Source organism: Sphingobium sp. FW305-3-2-15-F-TSA7, assembly GCF_058787155.1.
This window is the reverse complement of sequence record NZ_JBYSZM010000027.1, coordinates 66523-88387: the sequence shown is the minus strand read 5'-3', so window position 1 is coordinate 88387 and position 21865 is coordinate 66523. Positions and strand designations below refer to the sequence as shown.

The following is a 21865-nucleotide window of genomic DNA, read 5'->3' as shown; positions in this document are numbered from 1 at the left end:
AACGACAACCGCGAATCCCGCTCACGCGCGGCGATATCGCCACAGCAGCAATGGACGCGCGAGCAGCAGGCCGGCGACGAAGCCGCCGATATGCGCCGCCACCGCGATCGCCATGCCCGCATCGGCCATCGCGAAGCCGAACAGCAATTGGACGCCGATCCACGCCGCCGCGAGCCACAGGATGTGCACGACGATCGCCGGCACCGGCCCGATCGCCTTGGCCCGTTTCTGTCCGAAGAGCAGCGCATAGGCGCCCAGCACCGCCGAGATCGCGCCGCTCGCCCCCACCATCGGCACGATCGAGCCCGGATCGACGAGATATTGCGCGCCCGCCGACGCATAGGCGCCGACGATATAGAGAAACGCGAATGCCGCGGGGCCAAGCGCATATTCGGCATGACGTCCGCAATAGAGCAGCATCAGCATGTTGAAGCCGACATGCGCCAGATTGGCATGGACGAACGTGGCGCTGAGCGGTGTCAGCACGACCGGGACCGCGCCATCGAGCGCGGCCCCCGCGACGCGCGCCGGAATGAATCCGGCCGCGATCGACGCCCAGTCGAGCCAGCCGGCCAGATCCAGCGCCAGCCAGATGGCCGCCGTGGCAATGACCAGGATATTGGTAAGACGGCCCGCCGGCAGGTTCATGCCGGTCAGATGAACTCGATCTTCGACACCAGATAATAGCGGTCGCCCGCCGGCACCGTCACCTCGACCTCATCCTCGACCTTGCGCCCGATCAGCGCACGGCCCAGCGGCGAATTGTACGAGATCCGCCCCGAATTGGCGTCCGCCTCGGTCTGGCCGACGATCTGGTATTTCACCGGCTTGTCATTCTCGTCGAGCAAGGTGACCGTCGCGCCGAAGATCACCTTGTCACCCGACAATGTCGTCGGATCGATGATCTGCGCGCGGGACAGCTTGTCCTCGATATCGCCGATCGACGCCTCGATCTGGCCCTGACGCTCCTTGGCGGCATGATATTCCGCATTTTCGGAAAGGTCGCCGTGCGCACGTGCTTCCTCGATCGCGTCGACAATCTCCGGGCGCTCGGCTTTCAAGCGGCGGAGATCGGCCGTCAGCTTGTCGAAGCCCTCCTGCAGCATGGGCATTTTCTCGACCGTCGCCATGACTCTCGTCCTTCGTCAAAACTCCCCCAAGCGGCCCCATCATAGCAGGGCCACCTGTCGCGCGTCATATTGTCGGGATCAGGCGTGCGAACTAGAATAATATGACTGGAGCGACCGTACTTCAAGTTTTTGATTGCGCATTGCAGCAATTGCCTCTGCCGCGGCCACGCTTGCGGACGCCGTCGTGTAGTAGGGAACCTTCTTCGAAAGCCCCGAAGCGCGGATCGATTCCGAGTCCTTGTGGCTCTGCCAACCCTCTGTGGTGTTGAAGATCAGGTCGACGCCGCCGTCGATGATGCGGTCGACGATATGCGGTCGTCCCTGCGCCACCTTGTTGACCCGCTCGACCGCAATCCCCTCCTTCTCGAGAAAATCGGCGGTGCCGCTGGTCGCAACCATGCTGAAGCCGAGTCCGGCGAGTAGCTTGACCGCCGGCAGGATGACCGGCTTGTCACTGTCCTTGACCGAGACGAACACGGTGCCCGATTGGGGAAGCTCGTCACCCGCCCCAAGCTGGGACTTGGCGAAAGCAATCGCAAAATCCATATCGATTCCCATAACTTCACCCGTCGACTTCATCTCGGGTGAGAGCACGGGATCGACGCCGGGGAAGCGCGCGAACGGGAAGACCGCTTCCTTGACCGCGATATGCTTGATGTGGCGGTCGATCTGCGGCAGCGCCGCCAGCTTCTCCCCCGCCATCACCCGCGATGCGATCTTGGCGATGGACTGGCCGATCGCCTTGGCGACGAAGGGCACGGTGCGGCTGGCGCGCGGATTGACCTCGATCAGATAGACCTTGCCGTCTTTCACCGCGAACTGGATGTTCATCAGCCCGCGGACTTCGAGCGCGCGGGCGAGCAGGTCGGTCTGGCGCTCGATCTCCGCCACGATCGCGTCGGACAGGCTGTAGGGCGGAATGGTGCAGGCGCTGTCGCCCGAATGGACGCCGGCTTCCTCGATATGCTGGAGCACGCCCGCCACGACGACGTCGTCGCCGTCGCAGATCGCATCCACGTCCACCTCGATCGCGTCGCGCAGATACTGGTCGATCAGCACCGGCGAATCGCCCGAAACCTGCACCGCGGTCTGGATATAGGCGTCGAGCTGCGCAGGACCGTCGACGATCTCCATCGCGCGACCGCCAAGCACATAGCTGGGACGCATCAGAACGGGGTAGCCGATCCGATCCGCGACCGCGATCGCCTCTTCTCGGCTGCGCGCGATGCCGTTGGCGGGCTGGAGCAGCTTGAGCTTGGTCACCAGCGCCGCGAAACGCTCACGATCCTCCGCCAGGTCGATCGCATCGGGCGACGTGCCGAGGATCGGGATGCCGGCATCTTCGAGCGCCTGGGCAAGCTTGAGCGGCGTCTGCCCGCCGAACTGGACGATCACGCCCGCAAGCGTGCCATTCGACTGCTCGACATGCAGGATCTCCAGCACATCCTCGGCGGTCAGCGGCTCGAAATAGAGGCGATCGGACGTGTCGTAATCGGTGCTCACCGTCTCCGGATTGCAGTTGATCATGATCGTCTCATAACCCGCCTCTTCCAGCGCGAAACAGGCGTGGCAGCAGCAATAGTCGAATTCGATCCCCTGCCCGATCCGGTTCGGACCGCCACCCAGGATGACGACTTTCTTCCGGTCGGTCGGCTGGCTCTCGCATTCGGGCTCGCCGAATGCGGGCGCTTCATAGGTCGAGTACATATAGGGCGTCTTGGCCTCGAATTCGGCCGCGCAGGTGTCGATCCGCTTGAACACGGGCCGCACGCCAAGCCTGTGACGCAAGGCGCGCACTTCCTGCTCGGTCACACCGCCGGTCATCGCGACCACCGCCTCGCGGATCAGGCCGGAACCGCGCGCCACCGCGCGCTCCATGCTCGCGCCACCGCGAAGATTGGCGGATTGCAGCGCGAGATAGGCGAGCCTCTTGTCGGAAAAGCCCATCGCTTTCAGGCGACGCATGGTCTGCGCATCGCGCGGCAGGCCATTGTCGAGCACTTCGCGCTCGGCGGCGACGATTTCGGCGATCCGCTCGAGGAACCAGGGATCGTATTTCGTGACCTGGTGGATCTCGTCGACGCTCAGCCCCTCGCGGAGCGCTTGCGCCGCCACGAGCAGCCGGTCGGGCGTGGCGCGCGACAGTTCGGCAATGATGTCGTCTTTGGGCGCGCCGACCAGATTGTCGACGAAATTAAAGCCCGAAAGCCCGGTTTCAAGCCCGCGCAGCGCCTTCTGCATGCTTTCATGGATGTTGCGGCCGATCGCCATCACTTCGCCCACCGATTTCATCGCGGTGGAGAGAATCGGTTCGGAGCCCTTGAATTTCTCGAAGGCGAAGCGCGGGATCTTGGTGACGACGTAATCGATCGTCGGTTCGAACGACGCCGGGGTCGCGCCGGTGATATCGTTCATGATCTCGTCGAGCGTGTAGCCCACCGCCAGCTTCGCCGCGACCTTGGCGATCGGGAAGCCAGTGGCCTTGGACGCGAGCGCCGAGGACCGCGAGACGCGCGGATTCATCTCGATGACGACCAGTCGGCCATCCTTCGGATTTACCGCGAACTGTACGTTCGAACCGCCTGTTTCAACACCAATTTCCCGAAGACAGGCGATCGATGCGTTGCGCATGATCTGATATTCCTTGTCGGTCAGCGTCAGCGCCGGCGCGACGGTGATGGAATCGCCGGTATGGACGCCCATCGGATCGACATTCTCGATCGAACAGATGATGATGCAATTGTCCGCGCGGTCGCGGACCACTTCCATCTCATATTCCTTCCAGCCGAGCAGCGATTCCTCGATCAGCACTTCGGTGGTCGGGCTGGCTTCGAGCCCGCCCGAGACGATCCGGCGGAACTCGTCCTTGTTGTAGGCGACGCCGCCACCGGTGCCGCCCAGTGTGAAGCTCGGCCGGATGATCGCGGGCAGCCCCACCTTCTCCAATGCCGCCATGGCTTCATCGAGCGAATGCGCGATTGCCGAGCGCGCCGATTCGAGCCCGATCTTGCTCATCGCATCCTTGAACTTCAGCCGGTCCTCGGCCTTGTCGATCGCCTCGGCGTCGGCGCCGATCATGATGCAGCCGTATTTCTCCAGCGTCCCGTCGTTGAACAGCGCGAGCGCGGTGTTCAGCGCGGTCTGGCCGCCCATTGTCGGCAGCACCGCGTCGGGACGCTCCTTCTCGATGATCTTCGCGACGATCTCGGGCGTGATCGGCTCGACATAGGTCGCGTCGGCCAGCTCGGGATCGGTCATGATCGTCGCCGGGTTCGAATTGACCAGGACGATCCGGTACCCCTCTTCCTTCAGCGCCTTGATCGCCTGGGTACCGGAATAGTCGAACTCGCACGCCTGGCCGATCACGATGGGGCCGGCGCCGATGACGAGGATGGAGGAGATGTCGGTGCGTTTGGGCATTAGTTCGCCTTCGTCTCGAATATTTTGACAGCCATGCTGTGCGAACCGGTCACTTGATCATCCCGACGAACTTCTCGAACAGATAATGGCTGTCCTGCGGACCCGGGCTCGCCTCTGGGTGATATTGCACGGAAAACGCTTTCTTGTCCGTCAGTTCGAAGCCGGCGTTCGAACCGTCGAACAGGCTGACATGCGTCGCCTTGGCGTTTTTCGGCAGCGTCTTCGTCTCGACCGCGAAACCGTGATTCATGCTGGTGATCTCGACCGCCCCGTCGGCGATGCGCTTGACCGGATGATTCGCGCCGCGATGGCCCTGGTGCATCTTGCTGGTCTTGGCACCGACCGCGAGGCCGAGCAGCTGGTGGCCCAGGCAGATGCCGAAGATCGGCATGTCGCGATCGAGCAGATCCTTGATCACCGGCACGGCATAGGCGCCGGTCGCGGCGGGATCGCCGGGGCCGTTGGACAGGAACACGCCGTCGGGCCGATGCGTCATCACGTCCAGCACGGTCGCGGTGGCGGGCACCACGGTGACGCGGGCCCCCGCCGCCACCAGATTGCGCAGGATGTTGCGCTTGAGGCCGTAATCGATCGCGACGACGTGCGGACGATCGTCGGTCGCTTCATCGACGGCATAGCCGCTGCCCAGCGACCACAATCCGTCGCGCCATTGATAGCTCTGGAGCGTGGAGACATCCTTGGCGAGGTCCATGCCCTCCAGCCCCGGCCAGCCACGCGCCTGCGCCAGCAGCGCGTCGATGTCGAAGCGCCCCTTGGCATTGTGCGCGATCACGGCGTTGGGCGCGCCCTCGACCCGAATCTTGCGCGTCAGCGCACGGGTGTCGATCCCGGCCAGCCCGATCCGGCCATTGCCCTTCAGCCAGTCGTCGAAACGCTGGATGTTGCGGAAATTGCTCGGTGCGGTGACGTCCTCGCGGACGACGCAGCCCAGCGCATGCGGATTGGTCGCTTCGATATCGTCGTGATTGGTACCGACATTGCCGATGTGCGGAAAGGTGAAGGCGACGATCTGACCGGCATAGGAGGGATCGGTCATCACCTCCTGATAGCCGGTCATGGCGGTGTTGAAACACACCTCGCCCACCGCCGCGCCTTCGGCGCCGAAGCCGCGGCCCCACAGCACCGAACCATCGGCCAGCACCAATGCCCCCGTCGCCCCTTCAGGCGCGGTGGTCGGTTTGGCATCAGCCATGTGCAGCTACTCCCGGGGAACAGGTTAAACGGCGGGGTCACTAGGATCCGAGCCGGGCGGGGTCAATCTATTAAAATCAGACGCCGAAGGCTATGCTGATCGCTTTCCCGAAACAGGCCGAGAAACCCATGATTCGTGACGACATAAAGGCCGCCCAGATTACCGCGATGAAAGCGGGCGACAAGGAAACCACCGCCACCACGCGCCTGATCCAGGCCGCGATCAAGAACCGCGACATCGAGGCGCGCACGGGCAAGGCGCCCGCCGACGACGATGCTCTGGTCGTCGAAGTGCTGCAGAAAATGGTCAAGCAGCGCCGCGAATCGATCGAGATGTATGTGAAGGGCGGCCGCCAGGAACTCGCCGATGCCGAGCAGGCCGAAGTGGTCGTGATCGAACGCTTCCTGCCCACCCAGATGGACGACGCCCAGACCGCCGCGGCGATCGAGGCGATCAAGGCCGAGACGGGCGCTTCGTCGGTCAAGGACATGGGCAAGGTGATGGCACTGCTGAAGGACCGTCACGGCAGCCAGCTCGACATGAGCAAGGCGAGTGCGGCGGTGAAGGCGGCGTTGGTTTAGCCCCAAGCCCCGAAATCACCGTTCGTCCCGAGCGAAGTCGAGGGACGTAGGGCCCCGCGCCAACGCGTCCGTACCAGTGCGGATCGGGCAGCTTTGCTCGACACCGGCGCATGCGTGTAGCAAGGTTCGGCATGGCATTCTGGGTCTATGTTCTGCGATGCTCGGATGGCCGTTGTTACACCGGTCATACCGATGACCTCGAACGTCGAATCGCGGAACATCAGACTGGAGGCTTCTGTGATTTCACATCGCGCCGACGCCCCGTCACATTGATGTGGTCTGAGAATTTTCAGACCCGGATTGAGGCACTTGAGATGGAGCGGAGGATCAAGCCTTGGTCACGCGCCAAGAAGGAAGCCCTGATCAGGGGTGATTGGCCAATGGTGTCCCATTTCAGCAAGCCTCCGCGTGAGCGTCCCTCGACTTCGCTCGGGACGAACGGAGATTATGGCGCCACTCCCTACCCAGTCCGGGACGGGCAATAAATGACTCTCTCCCCGCAATTCCTCGACGAACTCCGCGCGCGCACTTTGCTGTCCGGCCTGATCGGCAAGACCGTGAAGATCCAGCGCGCCGGCCGCGAGTGGAAGGCGTGCTGCCCCTTCCATCAGGAAAAGACGCCCAGCTTCACGATCAACGACGAGAAGGGTTTCTACCATTGCTTCGGCTGCGGAGCGCATGGCGATGCCATCCGATGGATGACCGATCAGCGCGGCCTGCCCTTCATCGATGCGGTGAAGGAACTGGCACAGGCCGCGGGACTCGATGTCCCTGCCCCCGATCCCAAGGCGCAGGAACGTGCCGAGCGCGCATCCGGGCTGCACGACGTGATGCAGGCCGCGCAGGACTGGTTCGTCGCGCAGCTGGACGGGATCGAAGGCGCGGAGGCGCGCGCCTATCTGCAGAAGCGCGGCATTTCGGATGCGACGCGCAAGGCCTTCGGTTTCGGCTTCGCACCCGATTCGCGCACCAAGCTGAAAGCCGCGCTCAAGCAGATCGATGTGGCGATGCTGGTCGAAGCCGGGCTGCTGATCGAGCCCGAAGGTGGCAAGGAGCCCTATGATCGCTTTCGCGGACGGCTGATGATCCCGATCCGCGACCAGCGCGGGCGCGTCATCGCATTTGGCGGGCGCATATTGGGTGCGGGCGAACCCAAATATCTCAACTCGCCCGACACGCCGCTCTTCGACAAGGGGCGCACGCTCTACAATCTCGATCGCGCCAGTCCGGCCGCCCGCAAATCCGACCGGGTCGTCGTCGTCGAGGGCTATATGGACGTGATCGCGCTGGCACAGGCGGGAATCGAGGAAGCGGTGGCGCCGCTCGGCACCGCCCTCACCGAGGCGCAGATCGAGCGGCTGTGGCGGATGAGCGATGCGCCGATCCTCTGCTTCGATGGCGACAATGCCGGGCAGAAAGCCTCGATCCGCGCGCTGGAACGCGCCCTGCCCCATCTCGAGCCCGGCCGCACGCTGCGCTTCCTCACGCTGCCGCAAGGCCAGGATCCCGACGATCTCGTCCGTGCGGGCGGACGCGCCGCGGTCGAGGCGCTGCTCGAAAAACCCGAGTCGCTGGTCGACCGGTTGTGGCGCCACGAACTCGCCGCGGCCCCGCTCGACACCCCCGAAGCGCGCGCCGGGCTGAGGAAGCGGCTGAACGACCAGGCCCAGACGATCAAGGACGGCGACGTCCGCGAGCAATATCGCCAGGAATTCCGAGCGCGCTTCGATTCGCTCTACGAACAGAGCCGCCCCGCCCGGCAACAGCAGCAGCGCCGCGGCAACAGCGGCGGCGGCAAGTGGATGCCGCCCCCGCGCCCGCTGTCCGAAGCGACGAAGCGGATCAACGGCGAAGGCATCAACATCCATCTGGCGCGCGCGATCTTCGGCGGATTGCTCGCCCATCCGGCTGCCATCGAACATTGCGCCGATTCGCTTTCGGCGATTCCCCTCACCGATCCGAATCTCGAACGACTGCGCGCCGCGCTGATCGATGCGGCCTTTTCTCGGCAGGCGCTTGATCCGGCCAGCCTCGCCCCCATATTGGCCGATGCTGGGCTCGACACACTTTCAAAACACCTCGTCTCGACAAAGAGGCTTGCCTTTTCGTCGATGCGCAGCAATGCGGTACCTGAGTCAGCACACCGCAGTATAATTATGGCGATTGAAGCACTCGCTGCCGTTCCAGAGCTCGACGCGGCACTTGCCGCGGTCACGTTGCGGCTGGAGTTGGAATGGGATGGAGCGCTCGTGGAGGAACAGGCACGTCTGCGGACCGCTCGGCGCGAAGCGGACGAACGGATCGCCAGTTTCGCGAGCGGCGACGAGAGTGCGGACATTTAGACGGGACTAGGCGGTTACATGGCAAAGACGAACGGGACGGATTCGGGAGAGACGCCGGAAAGCGGCGATGCGCCGCTGATCGATCTCAACGAGGCGTCGCTCAAGAAGCTGATCGCCCGCGCAAAGAAGCGCGGCTACATCACCTATGACCAGCTCAACGAAGCGCTGCCGCAGGACCAGATGTCCTCGGATCAGCTCGAGGACGTGATGTCCGCGCTGAACGAGATGGGCGTCAATATCGTCGAGAACGAGGACGCCGGCGAGGATGCCGACGAGCAGGCCGATCAGGACGATGCTGACGACGCCGCCGATCCGGCCGACGGCTCCTCGGGCAATGTCGCCGAGAAGCGCAAGGAAACGATCGACCGCACCGACGATCCGGTGCGCATGTATCTGCGCGAGATGGGCGCCGTCGAATTGCTCAGCCGCGAGGGCGAAATCGCCATCGCCAAGCGCATCGAGGCCGGCCGAGACACGATGATCCTGGGATTGTGCGAAAGCCCGATCACCTTCAACGCGATCATCGACTGGTCGAACGCGCTCAACGAAGGCACGATGCAGCTGCGCGAGATCCTCGATCTCGACGCGATGCTCTCCAAGGATCCCGCGCCGGAAAGCCTGACCGACGAAGACGCCGAAGGCGATGGCGAGATTTCCGAGAAGACCGCCGGCCCCTCCTACAAGGAGGAGGAAGAGGTCGAGGAAGAAACCTCGAACGACGACGACGAGGATTCGATGACCGAGCGCCGCGCCAAGCGGCCTTCGGACGACGAGGAAGAGGACAACACCCTCAGCCTCGCGCAGATGGAAGAGACGCTGAAGCCTGCGGCGCTCGAGAAATTCGCGACGATCACGTCGCTCTACAAGAAATTCTCGAAGCTCCAGGCGGTGCGCATCGAATCCCTGAGCGTCGGCAATGATTTCCCAGCCGCCGAGGAAAAGAAGTACCAGAAGCTGCGCGAGGACCTCACCGCCGAGGTCGAGAGCGTCCAGTTCCATGGCGCGAAGATCGAATATCTCGTCGATCAGCTCTACAGCTACAACCGGCGCCTGACCGCGCTGGGCGGCCAGATGCTGCGCCTGGCCGAACGCCACAAGGTGCCGCGCAAGTCGTTCCTCGACGAATATGTCGATAACGAACTCGACGAGGGGCTGCTCGAGCGCGTCGCGAAGATCGACAAAAAATGGGCCGCGTTCGTCGAGAACGAAGCCGCCGCCGTCGATCGCATCCGCACCGAGATCTCGGAAATCGCGCAGGCGACGGGCATGTCGCTTTCCGAATTCCGCCGCATCGTCAACATGGTGCAGAAGGGCGAGCGCGAAGCGCGGATCGCGAAGAAGGAGATGGTCGAGGCCAATCTCCGCCTCGTCATCTCGATCGCCAAGAAATACACCAATCGCGGCCTGCAATTCCTGGATCTCATCCAGGAGGGCAATATCGGCCTGATGAAGGCCGTCGATAAATTCGAGTATCGCCGCGGCTATAAATTCTCGACCTACGCGACCTGGTGGATCCGTCAGGCGATCACCCGCTCGATCGCAGACCAGGCGCGGACGATCCGTATCCCGGTCCATATGATCGAGACGATCAACAAGCTGGTCCGCACCAGCCGCCAGTTCCTGCACGAACAGGGCCGCGAGCCGACGCCCGAGGAAATGGCGGAACGGCTGTCGATGCCGCTCGAAAAGGTCCGCAAGGTGATGAAGATCGCCAAGGAACCGATCAGCCTCGAAACGCCGATCGGCGACGAGGAGGATTCGCACCTGGGCGACTTCATCGAGGACAAGAACGCCGTCATCCCCGTGGATGCCGCGATCCAGGCGAACCTGAAGGAAACGGTCACCCGCGTCCTCGCCAGCCTTACCCCCCGCGAGGAACGCGTGCTGCGCATGCGCTTCGGCATCGGCATGAACACCGATCATACGCTGGAAGAGGTCGGCCAGCAGTTCAGCGTGACGCGCGAGCGTATCCGCCAGATCGAGGCGAAGGCGCTGCGCAAGCTCAAGCATCCGTCGCGTTCGCGCAAGATGCGGAGCTTCCTCGACCAATAAATCGCCTGCCGACGAATGGTTTCGGGCCCGCATGCCTTTTCAGGGGGCATGCGGGCCCGTCGCGTTTCGACGATGCCGATATCGTCAAATCCGAACACAATTCTAACGCGCGATAAACACCCTATTTACGAGAACCCCCTAGAACCGGTTCAGGTTCGGAAAAGCCCTCGGAACGACGATGGCGAAAAGGGCGGGAAGACATCATGGCGACTCAAGCAGTTCTGAAGTTCCGCGGCGCCGGCGTAGCGGAAACGCTCGCCACGCTGTTGACGACCGACGGAACCGCAAGCCATCCCTACCCCGCCTCCGCGGACCTGCTGTTCGGGCGCCATGCGACGCGCAACCTGGCGGACGCGGCACATTATCTCTGCATGCTCCACGGCCGTCACCCCGGCGTGATCGAATTCGCCGCGATGCGCGAGGTCGAACCCGGTGCGCGGAGCTGGCTCGCCACCGCAGCCGAAGGTTTCGCGCTCGAGCGTGCCTTTCTGACCCGGATCAGCGTCGCCGCCGGCCCGCTGCCGAGCACGCCTGGCCATGCCGAATGCGAGGCGGCCGTGATCGGCCAGCGCCACGCGCTGGAGACGCTCGCCCAGTCCGAACGCTCGGGCTGCGCGCTGGGCGCCGCGATCGCGCTGGTGATGGACTGGAAAGCGATCCGTCACATACTCGATGTCGCCGCGCAGCGACTCGGCGTCCAGCCGCAGCCCGCCCGGCTGCCCGACGAGCGTGAAACGCGCTCGGTTGCCGTTACGGCATCGGAGAATGCCAGCGCCGCGCGCGCGCTCGGCTTTGGCGCGCAGCAGATCCTGGCCCAGCATCGCGGCCTGTGGACCGTACTCGATTCGCGGCAGCGCGCGCGCCATCACGCCTGATCCCCATCATTGATTCGGCATCCGGCAACCCTTGCGCCGCCGGGAATCGCGCCCTAACGCCATTGACGTAAACGTGAAGTGGCGAGGGCGAGCATGCGATTCAGCGGAACCGAGAATTATGTCGCGACCGACGATCTGAAGGTCGCGGTGAACGCGGCGGTGACGCTGCGCCGCCCGCTGCTGGTGAAGGGCGAACCGGGCACCGGCAAGACCGTGCTCGCGCAGGAGATCGCCAAGGCCGCCAATGCGCCGCTGATCGAATGGAACATCAAGTCGACGACCAAGGCGCAGCAGGGCCTGTACGAATATGACGCCGTGGCGCGGCTGCGCGACGGCCAGCTCGGCGATCCGCGCGTCCACGAGATCGGCAATTACATCCGCCGCGGCAAATTGTGGGAAGCCTTCACCTCCCCCACCTTGCCCGTCCTGCTGATCGACGAGATCGACAAGGCGGACATCGAATTCCCGAACGACCTGCTCCAGGAACTCGATCGCATGGAATTCCATGTCTACGAGACCCGCGAGACAGTGAAGGCGGTCGAGCGGCCGATCGTCGTCATCACGTCGAACAATGAAAAGGAACTGCCCGACGCATTCCTGCGCCGCTGCTTCTTCCACTATATCAAATTCCCCGACCGCGAGACGATGCAGGCGATCATCGACGTCCATTTTCCGGGCATCCAGAAACTGCTGGTCAGCAAGGCGATGGACATTTTCTACGACGTCCGCGAGGTCCCCGGCCTCAAGAAGAAGCCCTCCACCTCGGAACTGCTCGACTGGCTCAAGCTGCTGCTGGCCGAGGACATGCCGCTCGACGTCCTCCAGTCGCGCGATCCGACCAAGGCGATCCCGCCGCTCCACGGTGCGCTGCTCAAGAACGAACAGGATGTGATGCTGTTCGAGCGGCTGGCATTCATGGCGAAGCGCCAACAGCGCTAGCTCACCCGCTCGTCAATCGACGATATAGGCCAGCTCGAAATCGCCCCAGCGCCGGCCGTCGAAGATCAGCGGCACATAGACGTTGCGGACGACGTAGAATTCCTGGCCTTCCGCCTCGCGGCGATAGACCGCCATGTGGAACGGCTTCTCGCTCGCTTTCGCCTTGCGATCGGTCTCGTCGAGCAGGATGAGCCGGTTGCGGCAATAGGCCAGGTCATGTTCGGGGTCGCCCGTCGGTGCGCGGCTGAACGCGGTGACGTGCGTCGGCAGATAGCCGTTGATGTCGGTACAGGCCGCCGCGACGATCCGCGCGTCGATGCCGCCGATCCGGTCAAGTTCGGGCCGCCACACCAGATCGGCGAAACCGTTGAGCCGCGTCGTGAATTGTTGCGGATCGGTGCCCGCGACGGGCACATAGGCGCGATCGAACAATATATCGGGGTCGAGCCGCCCGGCATCGATCGCGGCGCGCGTGATCGCCGCGATCCGGTCGCGCTCGGTGATCGCCAGATCGACGAAATAGCGATCCTCGCTCGCGAACCCGCCCTGGATCAGATCGTTGAACATCGCGTTGGACAGCTGCTCCATCGAGTCCATCCTGACGCTGGTATTGCCGAGCGCCGCGGCACTTGCGCGCGCATCGCTCGCGAACAGCGACAGACCGTCGCGCACCCGCGCGACGCTGTCGTGGATCATGCCCGTCGATCGCGCGATCCCGTCGGTCTGGTTGTCGACCTGGCCGACGATCTCCGCGACGTCGCGGACGGTCTCGTCGATCGTCGCGAACCCGCGCTGCGCGATGACGCTCTTCATCACGCCGTCGTTGATCTCGGAGATCACGGTACCGGCCTCGTTGGTGAGCGATGCCAGCGTACGCGAGATCTGTTCGGTCGCGCCGCGCGTCTCCTGCGCAAGCTTCTTCACTTCGCTCGCGACCACCGCGAAGGTCCGCCCGGCATCGCCGGCGCGCTCCGCCTCGATCGTGGCGTTGAGGGCAAGCATGTTGGTCTTGCGCGCGATCGTGTCGATCACCGTGCTGACGCGCCGCACCTGCTCCATCGCCGCCGCGAAACTCGTCATCCGCGCGCCGAGCTGCGAAACGAGGTCGGTCAGTTCGTTGAACTGGCCGCGCGATCCGCTGATCATCGCGGCGCCCTTGCCCAATTTCTCGCGCGCCTGTTCGGACAGCAGCCGCGCTTCATCGGTCGAATCGGCGACGCGGCGCTGATCCGCCTCGAGCGCGGCGGTCACTTCCTCCAGCGCCGAGAGCATGTCGAGCTGGCGTGCGATGCGTTCGGAAACGCCGGCGACATAGCCGGCCGCATCGCTGCAGCCGACCGCGACACGACCGCAATTGCGCGCGACCGCGTCGAGTGCGCCGCTATCCATCCCGCCTTCTTCCGCGACTGCGAGATTGCTCGCCATGCTTCCCCCTTGGAATTGCTCCATCGGATCCTAGGCGCCATTGGTTGAAGGCCCCTTAACCACCCGTCTTTCACGCTTGGACAGCCGCCGCGCGAACGGTAAGGAAAGCCATGTTCTTCAACTTTCTCGACGAGCTTCGCGCCGCGGGCATTCCTGCCTCGATGAAGGAGCATCTCGTTCTGCTCGAAGCGCTCGACCGCGACGTGATCGAGCAGACGCCAGAGGAATTCTACTGGCTCTCGCGCGCGACCTTCGTGAAGGACGAGGGCCTGCTCGACCGCTTCGACCAGGTCTTCGCCAAGGTCTTCAAGGGCATCGAGACCAGCTTCGGCACCGGCGCGGCCGAGATTCCCGAGGACTGGCTGAAGGCGGTTGCCGAGAAATTCCTGACCCCTGAGGAAATGGAGCAGATCAAGGCGCTCGGTTCCTGGGACGAGATCATGGAGACGCTGAAGAAGCGTCTGGAAGAGCAGCAGGGCCGCCATCAGGGCGGCAGCAAATGGATCGGCACCGGCGGGACCAGTCCGTACGGCAATTCGGGCTATAATCCCGAAGGCGTCCGCATCGGCGGCGAAAGCAAGCATGGCCGCGCGGTCAAGGTCTGGGACAAGCGCGAATTCAAGAATCTCGATGCGACCAAAGAACTGGGCACGCGCAACATCAAGGTGGCGCTGCGTCGTCTGCGCCGCTTCGCACGCGAAGGTGCGGCCGACGAGCTCGATATCGACGCGACAATCGACGGCACCGCGCGCCAGGGCTGGCTGGACATCCATATGCGCCCCGAGCGGCACAATGCGGTCAAGCTGCTGCTGTTCCTCGACGTCGGCGGCTCGATGGATCCGCATATCAAGCTGTGCGAGGAACTCTTCTCGGCGGCGACGAGCGAATTCAAGAATCTCGAATTCTTCTATTTCCACAACTGCCCCTATGAAGGCGTGTGGAAGGACAATCGCCGCCGCTTCACCGAGCGGACGCCGACCTGGGACGTGCTCCACAAATATGGCCACGACTATAAGCTGGTCTTTGTCGGCGATGCCTCGATGAGCCCCTATGAGATCAGCCACCCCGGCGGCTCGGTCGAGCATTTCAACGAGGAATCGGGCGCGGTGTGGCTCAGCCGCATGGCGCATGTCTATCCCGCCGCCGTCTGGCTCAACCCGGTGCCCGAGGCGCATTGGGGCTATTCGCAATCGGTGAAGATGATCCGGGAACTGATGAACGACCGCATGTATCCGCTGACGCTGAACGGCCTGGACGACGCGATGCGGGAACTGACGCGCAAGCACTGATCGGCAGGGCTGCGGCACATTGCGACACAGTGCTGCGACATATTGCGACACAAAAGCGCGCCTCCGGCACAGTCTCGCGACAAGGCGACCCTAGACAGGTCTCGTTCCAATCAAGGGACGGGAGTTTGTAACATGCAGCGTAAGAACATCATCCTCGCGACCCTCGCCGCCGCGATCGCCTTCACCACGCCGATGGCCGCCAATGCGGCGCCGTGGCAGAATATCAATCAGCGCCAGCAGCAGCTCGACCGGCGCATCGACCAGGGCGTGCGCAGCGGCGCGCTGAACCGGAACGAGGCGACGCGGCTGCGCACCGAATTTCGTTCGCTCAATCGCCTGGAGCAGCAGTATCGCCGTTCGGGCGGCGTGTTCACCGCCCGCGAGCGTGCCGATCTCGACCGCCGCTTCGACGCACTGAGCGCGCGGATCAAGATCCAGAAGCACGACCGCCAGCATCGGCGTTGAAAAGCGCGGCGCGAATAAGTTGGAACCGGTTATTCGCAAACAGCCGCGCGACCACAAAGCATCAAATCGCTCTCTCCCGGCCCCGGCGTCTGCAAAGGCGCCGGGGTTGGCGCGTCAGTAACGCAGGAAAGCGCGCCGTTCCTCGATCCAGGCCTGTTCGTCGGGGATGGTCAGCGCATCGAGATCCGCCGGCACCGCGTCTGCATCGTCCACCCACTCGCGCAGCGCCGGGCCACCGTTGATCACGTCGATGGCGAGCTTGCCGAATTCATATTCGTACGGAAAATCGCGCCACAGATCATAGTCGGGCTGCAATTCCCGGATCGCCTTGAACGCCAGTGCCTGCACCCGCCACGGCCGGAACGCCTGATGATCATAGGCCGGCCCTTCGGCATGGATATGGACGCCGCTGCACATAAGCTGCGCATATTTGTGGAATGTCGGCTCGAAGGTGCAGTCGCGCAACAGGCATCCCGTCAGCCATTCGGGCGCAAGCCGGCGCATCGTCGCGATCACCGCGCGCGCATCGATATCGGGTGCGCCGAAGATCTCGAGCGGCCGCGTGGTCCCCCGCCCTTCGGACAAGGTCGTACCTTCGAGCATCACCGTGCCGGCATAAGCGCGCGCCATCCAGAGATTGGGCGCGTTGGGGCTGGGATTGATCCAGATGCGTTCGCCCAATGGCCAGCCAAATCCGGGGCCGGCTTCGGGCTCATATCCCTCCATCTCGATCAGGCGATAGTCGACGTCGAGCTTGAACCGGTCGATGAACCAGAGGCCGAGTTCGCCCAATGTCAGGCCGTGGCGCATCGGCATCGGCCCCGCGCCGACGAAACTTTCCCAACCCGGACGGAGGGTGAGGCCTTCGACCGGCCGGCCGGCGGGATTGGGGCGATCGAGCACCCAGATCTCCTTGCCATGCGCGGCGCCGGCTTCGAGCACGTAAAGCAAGGTGGTGATGAAGGTGTAGATGCGGCAGCCGACGTCCTGAAGGTCGACCAGCAGCACGTCGAACGTGCCCATCGCCTGTCCCGTCGGACGACGAACCTCGCCATAAAGGCTGAACACGGGCACGCCATGAACAGGATCGGTGAAGTCGGGCGACTCCATCATATTGTCCTGCTTGTCGCCGCGCAGCCCGTGCTGCGGCCCGAACGCCGCGGTGACGTTGAGCCCTGCGGCAACCAGCGCGTCGAGCGAATGGGTCAGATCCGCGGTCACGGAGGCCGGATGGGCGAGCAGCGCCACGCGCCTGCCCTCCAGCGGCTTGCGCAAGGCAGGGTCGGCGAGGAGACGATCGATACCGAATTTCATGGGTTCAGCCTGCTGCCGGGAGTTCGAGGACAAAGCAATCGGAATGATGGAAATCGGGCTTTCCAGGCGGATGCGCCAGCGCCCAATAGGATTTGCGGCCGTCGATTTCCTCGATGACGGCGCTTATGCCGAGCGTCCAGGGATTGCGGCCAGGCAGTTCGACCGTTGCGCCCAAGCGATATTGCCCTTCCCCTTTTTCGATCAGGATGGCCGGTTCGATCGGCGCTTCGCGCATCCCGCTGCGATAATCGTCGAAACGATAGGATGCCCATTGCCGTGACGGCGAAAAATTGAACTCGTGATAGCCGGTATCATCGCCCGAACGGACAAAGGCTTCGAAACAGGTTTCCTGCCAGAGCCCGTCGGCGCGACCGCCGGAGACGATTTCCGGATATCGCAACCGCTCGACCTCGCCGGTGACGAGATAATGGAGCGAAAGCCGGTCTCCATCACGCGACACTGCAACGGAAAGCGTGATTTCCGTACTGCAAGGCATATCGTGATGAGGTATCAGAAAATGCTGCACCGCCGCCAACTCCGTCATTCCAGCGAAAGCTGGAATCTCACTTCTTCTTGCCGCGGTGTCCAGAAGCGAGATTCCAACTTTCGCTGGAATGACGTGATCATGTGAGGCCACATGACAGTAGATGACATGCATGCACACATGCTAGGCGCACGGCGCCATGACCCAATACAACTCCGATCTCCTCCGCCTGCTCGCCGAGCGCGGCTATATCCACCAGATCACCGACGCCGCGGCGCTCGACGCGCTTGCCGTCAAGCAGGTCGTCCCCGGCTATATTGGCTTCGACGCCACCGCGCCGTCGCTCCATGTCGGCAGCCTGGTGCAGATCATGATGCTCCGCCGTCTCCAGCAGGCCGGACACAAGCCGATCGTCCTGATGGGCGGCGGTACCAGCAAGATCGGTGATCCGAGCTTCAAGGACGAAGCCCGCCGGCTGCTGACCGACGACGTGATCGCGCAGAATATCGCGGGCATCAAGCGTGTCTTCGGACGCTTCCTGCGCTTCGGCGACGGCCCGACCGACGCGATCATGGTCGACAATGCCGACTGGCTGGACAAGCTGGAATATATCCCCTTCCTGCGCGAGGTGGGCCAGCATTTCTCGGTCAACCGCATGCTGAGCTTCGACAGCGTCAAGCTGCGGCTCGATCGCGAGCAGTCGCTGAGCTTCCTCGAATTCAACTATATGATCCTGCAGGGCTATGATTTCCGTGAACTTTCGCGCCGGATCGATTGCCGCCTGCAAATGGGCGGATCGGATCAGTGGGGCAATATCGTCAACGGCATCGAACTGACGCGCCGGATGGACGGTGTCGAGGTGTTCGGCATGACCACCCCGCTGATCACGACGGCCGATGGCGGCAAGATGGGCAAGACCGTCTCGGGCGCGATCTGGCTCAATGCCGAACAGCTCTCGCCCTATGATTACTGGCAATTCTGGCGGAACACGCATGACGGCGATGTCGGCCGCTTCCTGCGCCTGTTCACCGACCTGCCGCTCGACGAGATCGCCACGCTGGAAAATGCGGAGGGCGCCGCGATCAACGAAGCCAAGAAGCGCCTGGCGGACGAGGCGACCACGATGCTTCATGGCCGCGAGGCCGCCGAAGCCGCCGCAGAGACCGCCTATCGCACCTTTGTCGAGGGTTCAGCCGGCGCCGACCTGCCGACACTCTCGGTGCTGGAGGACAGCATAGCCATCGTCGATGCGCTGGTCGGGCTGGGGCTGGCCGCGTCCAAGGGCGAAGCCCGGCGACTGATCAAGGGCGGCGGCGCGCGTGTCGATGGCGAGAAAGTGGTCGACGAGGCGCTGATCGTCCCGGTCGGGGAGGCTCCGGTCAAGATCTCGGCGGGCAAGAAGGCGCATGGCGTGCTGACGCGCGTCGCCTGAGCGCCAGTCATGATCACGGTGATCGCGGCGTTAACCCGATAATTTCACCACTCCTCAGCCCGGACAGTACAGCGTTGCAGTGTAATCCGGGGGGAGACAGAATCGTGGGCGCACCGCTGGCCCAGCATATTTTTCAGGTGGATCAACGTCGCGCCCAGCGCGACGAAATCTTCATCGCGACCCGCATCCGCCCCTGCTCGCCCCCCTTTGGCGATCCCGCCACCGCCTATCTGCTCAATGTGTCGCGCTTCGGCTTCATGGCGCGCACGTCGCTTTCGGTGATCGACGGCAGCCTGATCTCGATCGAACTTCCCGAACTGGGGCAACTCGTCGGCCGCGCGACCTGGTCGATGGACCAGAATATCGGCGCCGAATTCCTCGAAGCGCTCGATCCGACCGTTTATTTCAACCTGCTGGCCGCGATTGCGGCGGAGCAACGTCTGGCCGAGGCGGTTTAAACTTCCAAACCATCAGCCCGACCGCAGCAGACCCACGCCCGCATCGCGATCGAACAGATAGAGTGCGGTCCGCGCCGCCTGACCGCGCGCGCCTTCCAGCCCGCCGTCACGGTCGACCAGCAACCGGGCGTCGTCGGTCGCCATCGGCAGGAACGACTGGAGATGCTCCGGGCTGGCGAGGCGGAAACGCGCTTCGCCCGACTGCCGGGTTCCCAATATCTCGCCGGCGCCGCGCAGCCGCAAATCCTCTTCGGCGATGCGGAAGCCGTCATTGGTTTCGCGCATCAAGGCCAGCCGCGCCCGCGCGGTCTCGCTCAATCCATTGCCACGCAGCAACAGGCAGACCGAATGCCCAGTGCCCCGCCCCACCCGGCCGCGAAGCTGATGGAGCTGCGCCAGGCCAAACCGGTCGGCGCCCTCGACGATCATCAGCGTGGCGTTGGGCACGTCCACCCCCACCTCGATCACCGTCGTCGCCACCAGCAACAGCACTTCGCCGCGCTGGAATCGCTCCATGACGGCGTCCTTTTCGGGCCCTTTCATCCGGCCATGGACCACCCCCACACGATCGCCGAAGCGCAGCTGAAGTTCCGCGGCGCGCGCTTCCGCCGCCGCGAGATCGCTATTCTCGCTTTCCTCGACCAGCGGGCACACCCAATAGGCCTGGCCCTGGTTCGCGAGATGGCGCGTCAGTCCTTCGACGATCTCGGGCAAGCGCTGATCGGACATGACACGCGTATCGATCGGCTGCCGGCCGGGCGGCATCTCGTCGAGCCGGCTGACGTCCATCTCGCCATATTGGGTCAGCGTCAGCGTGCGCGGGATCGGCGTTGCAGTCATCACCAGCAGATGCGGCGGACGCTCCGCCTTTTGCGCGAGCAGCAGCCGCTGGGCCACGCCGAAGCGATGCTGCTCGTCGACGACCGCCAGGCCGAGCGCCTTGTAGGTCACCGCTTCCTGGAAGATCGCATGGGTGCCGATCAATATGTCGATCGATCCGTCGGCCAGCCCCATCAATGTCGATTCGCGCGCGCGTCCCTTGTCGCGCCCGGTCAGCACCGCCACCGTCACCGGCAGGCCGGCAAGCTGTTTCGACATGGTCTCATAATGCTGGCGCGCCAGGATTTCGGTCGGCGCCAGCAATGCCCCCTGCGCCCCCGCCTCGACGGCGGTCAGCAACGACATCAACGCGACCAATGTCTTGCCCGATCCGACATCGCCCTGCAGCAGCCGCAACATCGGCCGTTCCTGCGCCAGATCGCCCTCGATCTCGCCGACGGTCCGCTGCTGCGCGCCGGTCGGTGTATAGGGCAGGTTGAGCATGGCACGGAGCCTGCCATCGCCCTGCAACGCCCTGCCCCGCCGTCGCCGCGCCGAGGCGCGCACCAGCATCAGCGCAAGCTGATTGGCGAAGATCTCGTCATAGGCCAGCCGCTCGCGCGCCTTGGCGTCGGCCGGATCGACATGAAGCCCCACCAATGCTTCGCGCCAGCGCGGCCAGCCATGTTTTTCGAGCACGCTGGGTTCGATCCATTCGGGCAGATCGGGCGCACGGGCCAGCGCCTGTTCGGCAAGCTGGGCGACACGTTTGCCCGTCAATCCTTCCGATAGCGGATAGACCGGCTCACGTTCCGGGAGCGCGCCGGCCTCGGTGAGCGGCAGGACATGATCGGGATGGACGATCTGGAGTTCCTGGCCATAGCTTTCCAGCTTGCCCGATACGATCCGCGGCTCGCCCAGCGGCAACAGCTTCTTCGCCCAGCCCGGATTGCCACCGAAATAGACCAGGCTGACGACATCGCCATGCCGGTCGGTCGCATGGACGCGGAACGGCCCGCGCGGCCCGCCCTGACGATAGTCGGTCGGGGTCAGCGCGATGGTGACGATCTGTCCTGGAATCCCCTCTTCCAGCGCTTCGATCGGCCGGCGATCGACCCAGCCCGTCGGCAGATGGAAGGCGACGTCGATGGCGCGCGCCAGGCCGAGTCGCTCCAGCGGGCGGGCAAGCTGTGGCCCGACGCCCTTCAACGCCGTGATTTCGGCGAACAGCGGATTGAGAATATCGGGTCGCATCGTTACTGAGCCGCTTATAACCAAGCCGGCAGGCGTATCCAGTCGCCCGCCGGCCATTTCCTGTCTGCCTATTCCTGTTGGGACGTCTCATGGATCGCGAAACCCGCCTGAAGCGCCTCTTCTTCCGTGCCTGGCATCGCGGCACGAAAGAGGCCGACCTGCTGATCGGCGGTTATTTCGATACCTATTCGGCCGGTTGGACCACCGAACAGCTCGACTGGTTCGAGCGCCTGATCGACGAAGAGGATGTCGAGATCATGGCCTGGGCGATCGGAACGATGCCGGTGCCCGAACGCTATCAGGGGCCGATGATGACCGAGATGAAGACGCTCAGCTATATCCCGGTGGCACAATGACATTTGCTCTTTTCGAG

General features: G+C 63.8%; 19 protein-coding genes. 11 read left to right on the top strand and 8 right to left on the bottom strand.

Going from position 1 to position 21865, the window contains the following annotated elements:
* Positions 1–21: 21 nt before the first annotated feature.
* From AC3WN8_RS20510 to carA, 4 genes are all read right to left on the bottom strand, one after another.
* Positions 22–648, bottom strand: a complete 627-nt coding sequence (locus AC3WN8_RS20510; protein ID WP_492671337.1) for a rhomboid family intramembrane serine protease — start codon at positions 646–648, stop codon at positions 22–24.
* A gap of 5 nt (positions 649–653) precedes the next feature.
* Entirely contained in the window at positions 654–1130 is a 477-nt protein-coding gene (gene greA, locus AC3WN8_RS20505; protein WP_492671336.1) for a transcription elongation factor GreA, read from the bottom strand.
* Positions 1131–1208: 78 nt separating this feature from the next.
* Complete coding sequence (gene carB, locus AC3WN8_RS20500; protein ID WP_492671335.1) at positions 1209–4550, bottom strand: carbamoyl-phosphate synthase large subunit; 3342 nt, start codon at positions 4548–4550, stop codon at positions 1209–1211.
* Positions 4551–4599: 49 nt separating this feature from the next.
* Positions 4600–5763 carry a glutamine-hydrolyzing carbamoyl-phosphate synthase small subunit gene (gene carA, locus AC3WN8_RS20495; protein ID WP_492671334.1) on the bottom strand — a complete coding sequence of 388 codons (1164 nt, stop codon included), beginning with the start codon at positions 5761–5763 and terminating at the stop codon, positions 4600–4602.
* 128 nt (positions 5764–5891) lie between these two features.
* On the opposite strand from carA, the gene AC3WN8_RS20490 reads away from it, so the two are divergent.
* The 6 genes from AC3WN8_RS20490 to AC3WN8_RS20465 all read left to right on the top strand — a co-directional run bounded on the left by AC3WN8_RS20490 (position 5892) and on the right by AC3WN8_RS20465 (position 12552).
* The gene (locus tag AC3WN8_RS20490; RefSeq protein ID WP_492671333.1) at positions 5892–6344 is read left to right on the top strand and encodes a GatB/YqeY domain-containing protein; all 453 of its coding nucleotides are present in this window, start codon (positions 5892–5894) and stop codon (positions 6342–6344) included.
* A gap of 110 nt (positions 6345–6454) precedes the next feature.
* The gene (locus AC3WN8_RS20485) at positions 6455–6829 is read left to right on the top strand and encodes a GIY-YIG nuclease family protein (protein WP_492671332.1); all 375 of its coding nucleotides are present in this window, start codon (positions 6455–6457) and stop codon (positions 6827–6829) included.
* Positions 6830–8686 carry a DNA primase gene (dnaG, locus tag AC3WN8_RS20480; protein ID WP_492671331.1) on the top strand — a complete coding sequence of 619 codons (1857 nt, stop codon included), beginning with the start codon at positions 6830–6832 and terminating at the stop codon, positions 8684–8686.
* Between the two features lie 18 nt (positions 8687–8704).
* The gene (rpoD, locus tag AC3WN8_RS20475; protein ID WP_492671330.1) at positions 8705–10738 is read left to right on the top strand and encodes an RNA polymerase sigma factor RpoD; all 2034 of its coding nucleotides are present in this window, start codon (positions 8705–8707) and stop codon (positions 10736–10738) included.
* Positions 10739–10941: 203 nt separating this feature from the next.
* Complete coding sequence (locus AC3WN8_RS20470) at positions 10942–11613, top strand: DUF6975 family protein (protein ID WP_492671329.1); 672 nt, start codon at positions 10942–10944, stop codon at positions 11611–11613.
* 93 nt (positions 11614–11706) lie between these two features.
* On the top strand, positions 11707–12552 hold the full coding sequence (locus AC3WN8_RS20465; RefSeq protein WP_492671328.1) for an AAA family ATPase: 846 nt from the start codon (positions 11707–11709) through the stop codon (positions 12550–12552).
* A gap of 12 nt (positions 12553–12564) precedes the next feature.
* Here AC3WN8_RS20465 and AC3WN8_RS20460 read toward each other — a convergent pair whose 3' ends face one another.
* The gene (locus AC3WN8_RS20460) at positions 12565–13977 is read right to left on the bottom strand and encodes a methyl-accepting chemotaxis protein (RefSeq protein ID WP_492671327.1); all 1413 of its coding nucleotides are present in this window, start codon (positions 13975–13977) and stop codon (positions 12565–12567) included.
* Positions 13978–14087: 110 nt separating this feature from the next.
* Between AC3WN8_RS20460 and AC3WN8_RS20455 the strand changes: the two genes are divergently transcribed.
* Both AC3WN8_RS20455 and AC3WN8_RS20450 read left to right on the top strand, forming a co-directional pair.
* Positions 14088–15266: a vWA domain-containing protein gene (locus AC3WN8_RS20455; protein WP_492671326.1), complete on the top strand. Its 1179-nt coding sequence runs from the start codon at positions 14088–14090 to the stop codon at positions 15264–15266.
* Between the two features lie 132 nt (positions 15267–15398).
* A complete protein-coding gene (locus tag AC3WN8_RS20450) occupies positions 15399–15731 on the top strand; it encodes a hypothetical protein (RefSeq protein ID WP_492671325.1) in 333 nt (110 codons plus the stop codon).
* Between the two features lie 114 nt (positions 15732–15845).
* On the opposite strand, the gene AC3WN8_RS20445 is transcribed toward AC3WN8_RS20450, so the two are convergent.
* Together AC3WN8_RS20445 and AC3WN8_RS20440 are read right to left on the bottom strand one after the other, a co-directional pair.
* Positions 15846–17045 (bottom strand): exo-beta-N-acetylmuramidase NamZ family protein, encoded by a 1200-nt coding sequence (locus AC3WN8_RS20445; RefSeq protein WP_492671324.1) that lies wholly within the window; start codon positions 17043–17045, stop codon positions 15846–15848.
* Between the two features lie 4 nt (positions 17046–17049).
* Positions 17050–17703 carry a DOMON-like domain-containing protein gene (locus tag AC3WN8_RS20440; RefSeq protein WP_492671323.1) on the bottom strand — a complete coding sequence of 218 codons (654 nt, stop codon included), beginning with the start codon at positions 17701–17703 and terminating at the stop codon, positions 17050–17052.
* A 25-nt stretch (positions 17704–17728) separates the two neighbouring features.
* Between AC3WN8_RS20440 and tyrS the strand changes: the two genes are divergently transcribed.
* Both tyrS and AC3WN8_RS20430 read left to right on the top strand, forming a co-directional pair.
* On the top strand, positions 17729–18961 hold the full coding sequence (tyrS, locus tag AC3WN8_RS20435; RefSeq protein WP_492671322.1) for a tyrosine--tRNA ligase: 1233 nt from the start codon (positions 17729–17731) through the stop codon (positions 18959–18961).
* A 104-nt stretch (positions 18962–19065) separates the two neighbouring features.
* Positions 19066–19419: a hypothetical protein gene (locus AC3WN8_RS20430; RefSeq protein WP_492671321.1), complete on the top strand. Its 354-nt coding sequence runs from the start codon at positions 19066–19068 to the stop codon at positions 19417–19419.
* 12 nt (positions 19420–19431) lie between these two features.
* Here AC3WN8_RS20430 and recG read toward each other — a convergent pair whose 3' ends face one another.
* Positions 19432–21492 carry an ATP-dependent DNA helicase RecG gene (gene recG / locus AC3WN8_RS20425; protein WP_492671320.1) on the bottom strand — a complete coding sequence of 687 codons (2061 nt, stop codon included), beginning with the start codon at positions 21490–21492 and terminating at the stop codon, positions 19432–19434.
* A gap of 89 nt (positions 21493–21581) precedes the next feature.
* On the opposite strand from recG, the gene AC3WN8_RS20420 reads away from it, so the two are divergent.
* Positions 21582–21848 (top strand): FAD assembly factor SdhE, encoded by a 267-nt coding sequence (locus AC3WN8_RS20420; protein ID WP_492671319.1) that lies wholly within the window; start codon positions 21582–21584, stop codon positions 21846–21848.
* Positions 21849–21865: the final 17 nt, after the last annotated feature.

Excerpts from the sequence above, each read along its gene's own strand:
- AC3WN8_RS20510 (WP_492671337.1), bottom strand. The coding sequence starts at position 648 with ATGAACCTGCCGGCGGGCCGTCTTACCAATATCCTGGTCATTGCCACG.
- greA (WP_492671336.1), bottom strand. The coding sequence starts at position 1,130 with ATGGCGACGGTCGAGAAAATGCCCATGCTGCAGGAGGGCTTCGACAAG.
- carB (WP_492671335.1), bottom strand. The coding sequence starts at position 4,550 with ATGCCCAAACGCACCGACATCTCCTCCATCCTCGTCATCGGCGCCGGC.
- carA (WP_492671334.1), bottom strand. The coding sequence starts at position 5,763 with ATGGCTGATGCCAAACCGACCACCGCGCCTGAAGGGGCGACGGGGGCA.
- AC3WN8_RS20490 (WP_492671333.1), top strand. The coding sequence starts at position 5,892 with ATGATTCGTGACGACATAAAGGCCGCCCAGATTACCGCGATGAAAGCG.
- AC3WN8_RS20485 (WP_492671332.1), top strand. The coding sequence starts at position 6,455 with ATGCGTGTAGCAAGGTTCGGCATGGCATTCTGGGTCTATGTTCTGCGA.
- dnaG (WP_492671331.1), top strand. The coding sequence starts at position 6,830 with ATGACTCTCTCCCCGCAATTCCTCGACGAACTCCGCGCGCGCACTTTG.
- rpoD (WP_492671330.1), top strand. The coding sequence starts at position 8,705 with ATGGCAAAGACGAACGGGACGGATTCGGGAGAGACGCCGGAAAGCGGC.
- AC3WN8_RS20470 (WP_492671329.1), top strand. The coding sequence starts at position 10,942 with ATGGCGACTCAAGCAGTTCTGAAGTTCCGCGGCGCCGGCGTAGCGGAA.
- AC3WN8_RS20465 (WP_492671328.1), top strand. The coding sequence starts at position 11,707 with ATGCGATTCAGCGGAACCGAGAATTATGTCGCGACCGACGATCTGAAG.
- AC3WN8_RS20460 (WP_492671327.1), bottom strand. The coding sequence starts at position 13,977 with ATGGCGAGCAATCTCGCAGTCGCGGAAGAAGGCGGGATGGATAGCGGC.
- AC3WN8_RS20455 (WP_492671326.1), top strand. The coding sequence starts at position 14,088 with ATGTTCTTCAACTTTCTCGACGAGCTTCGCGCCGCGGGCATTCCTGCC.
- AC3WN8_RS20450 (WP_492671325.1), top strand. The coding sequence starts at position 15,399 with ATGCAGCGTAAGAACATCATCCTCGCGACCCTCGCCGCCGCGATCGCC.
- AC3WN8_RS20445 (WP_492671324.1), bottom strand. The coding sequence starts at position 17,045 with ATGAAATTCGGTATCGATCGTCTCCTCGCCGACCCTGCCTTGCGCAAG.
- AC3WN8_RS20440 (WP_492671323.1), bottom strand. The coding sequence starts at position 17,703 with ATGCATGTCATCTACTGTCATGTGGCCTCACATGATCACGTCATTCCA.
- tyrS (WP_492671322.1), top strand. The coding sequence starts at position 17,729 with ATGACCCAATACAACTCCGATCTCCTCCGCCTGCTCGCCGAGCGCGGC.
- recG (WP_492671320.1), bottom strand. The coding sequence starts at position 21,492 with ATGCGACCCGATATTCTCAATCCGCTGTTCGCCGAAATCACGGCGTTG.
- AC3WN8_RS20420 (WP_492671319.1), top strand. The coding sequence starts at position 21,582 with ATGGATCGCGAAACCCGCCTGAAGCGCCTCTTCTTCCGTGCCTGGCAT.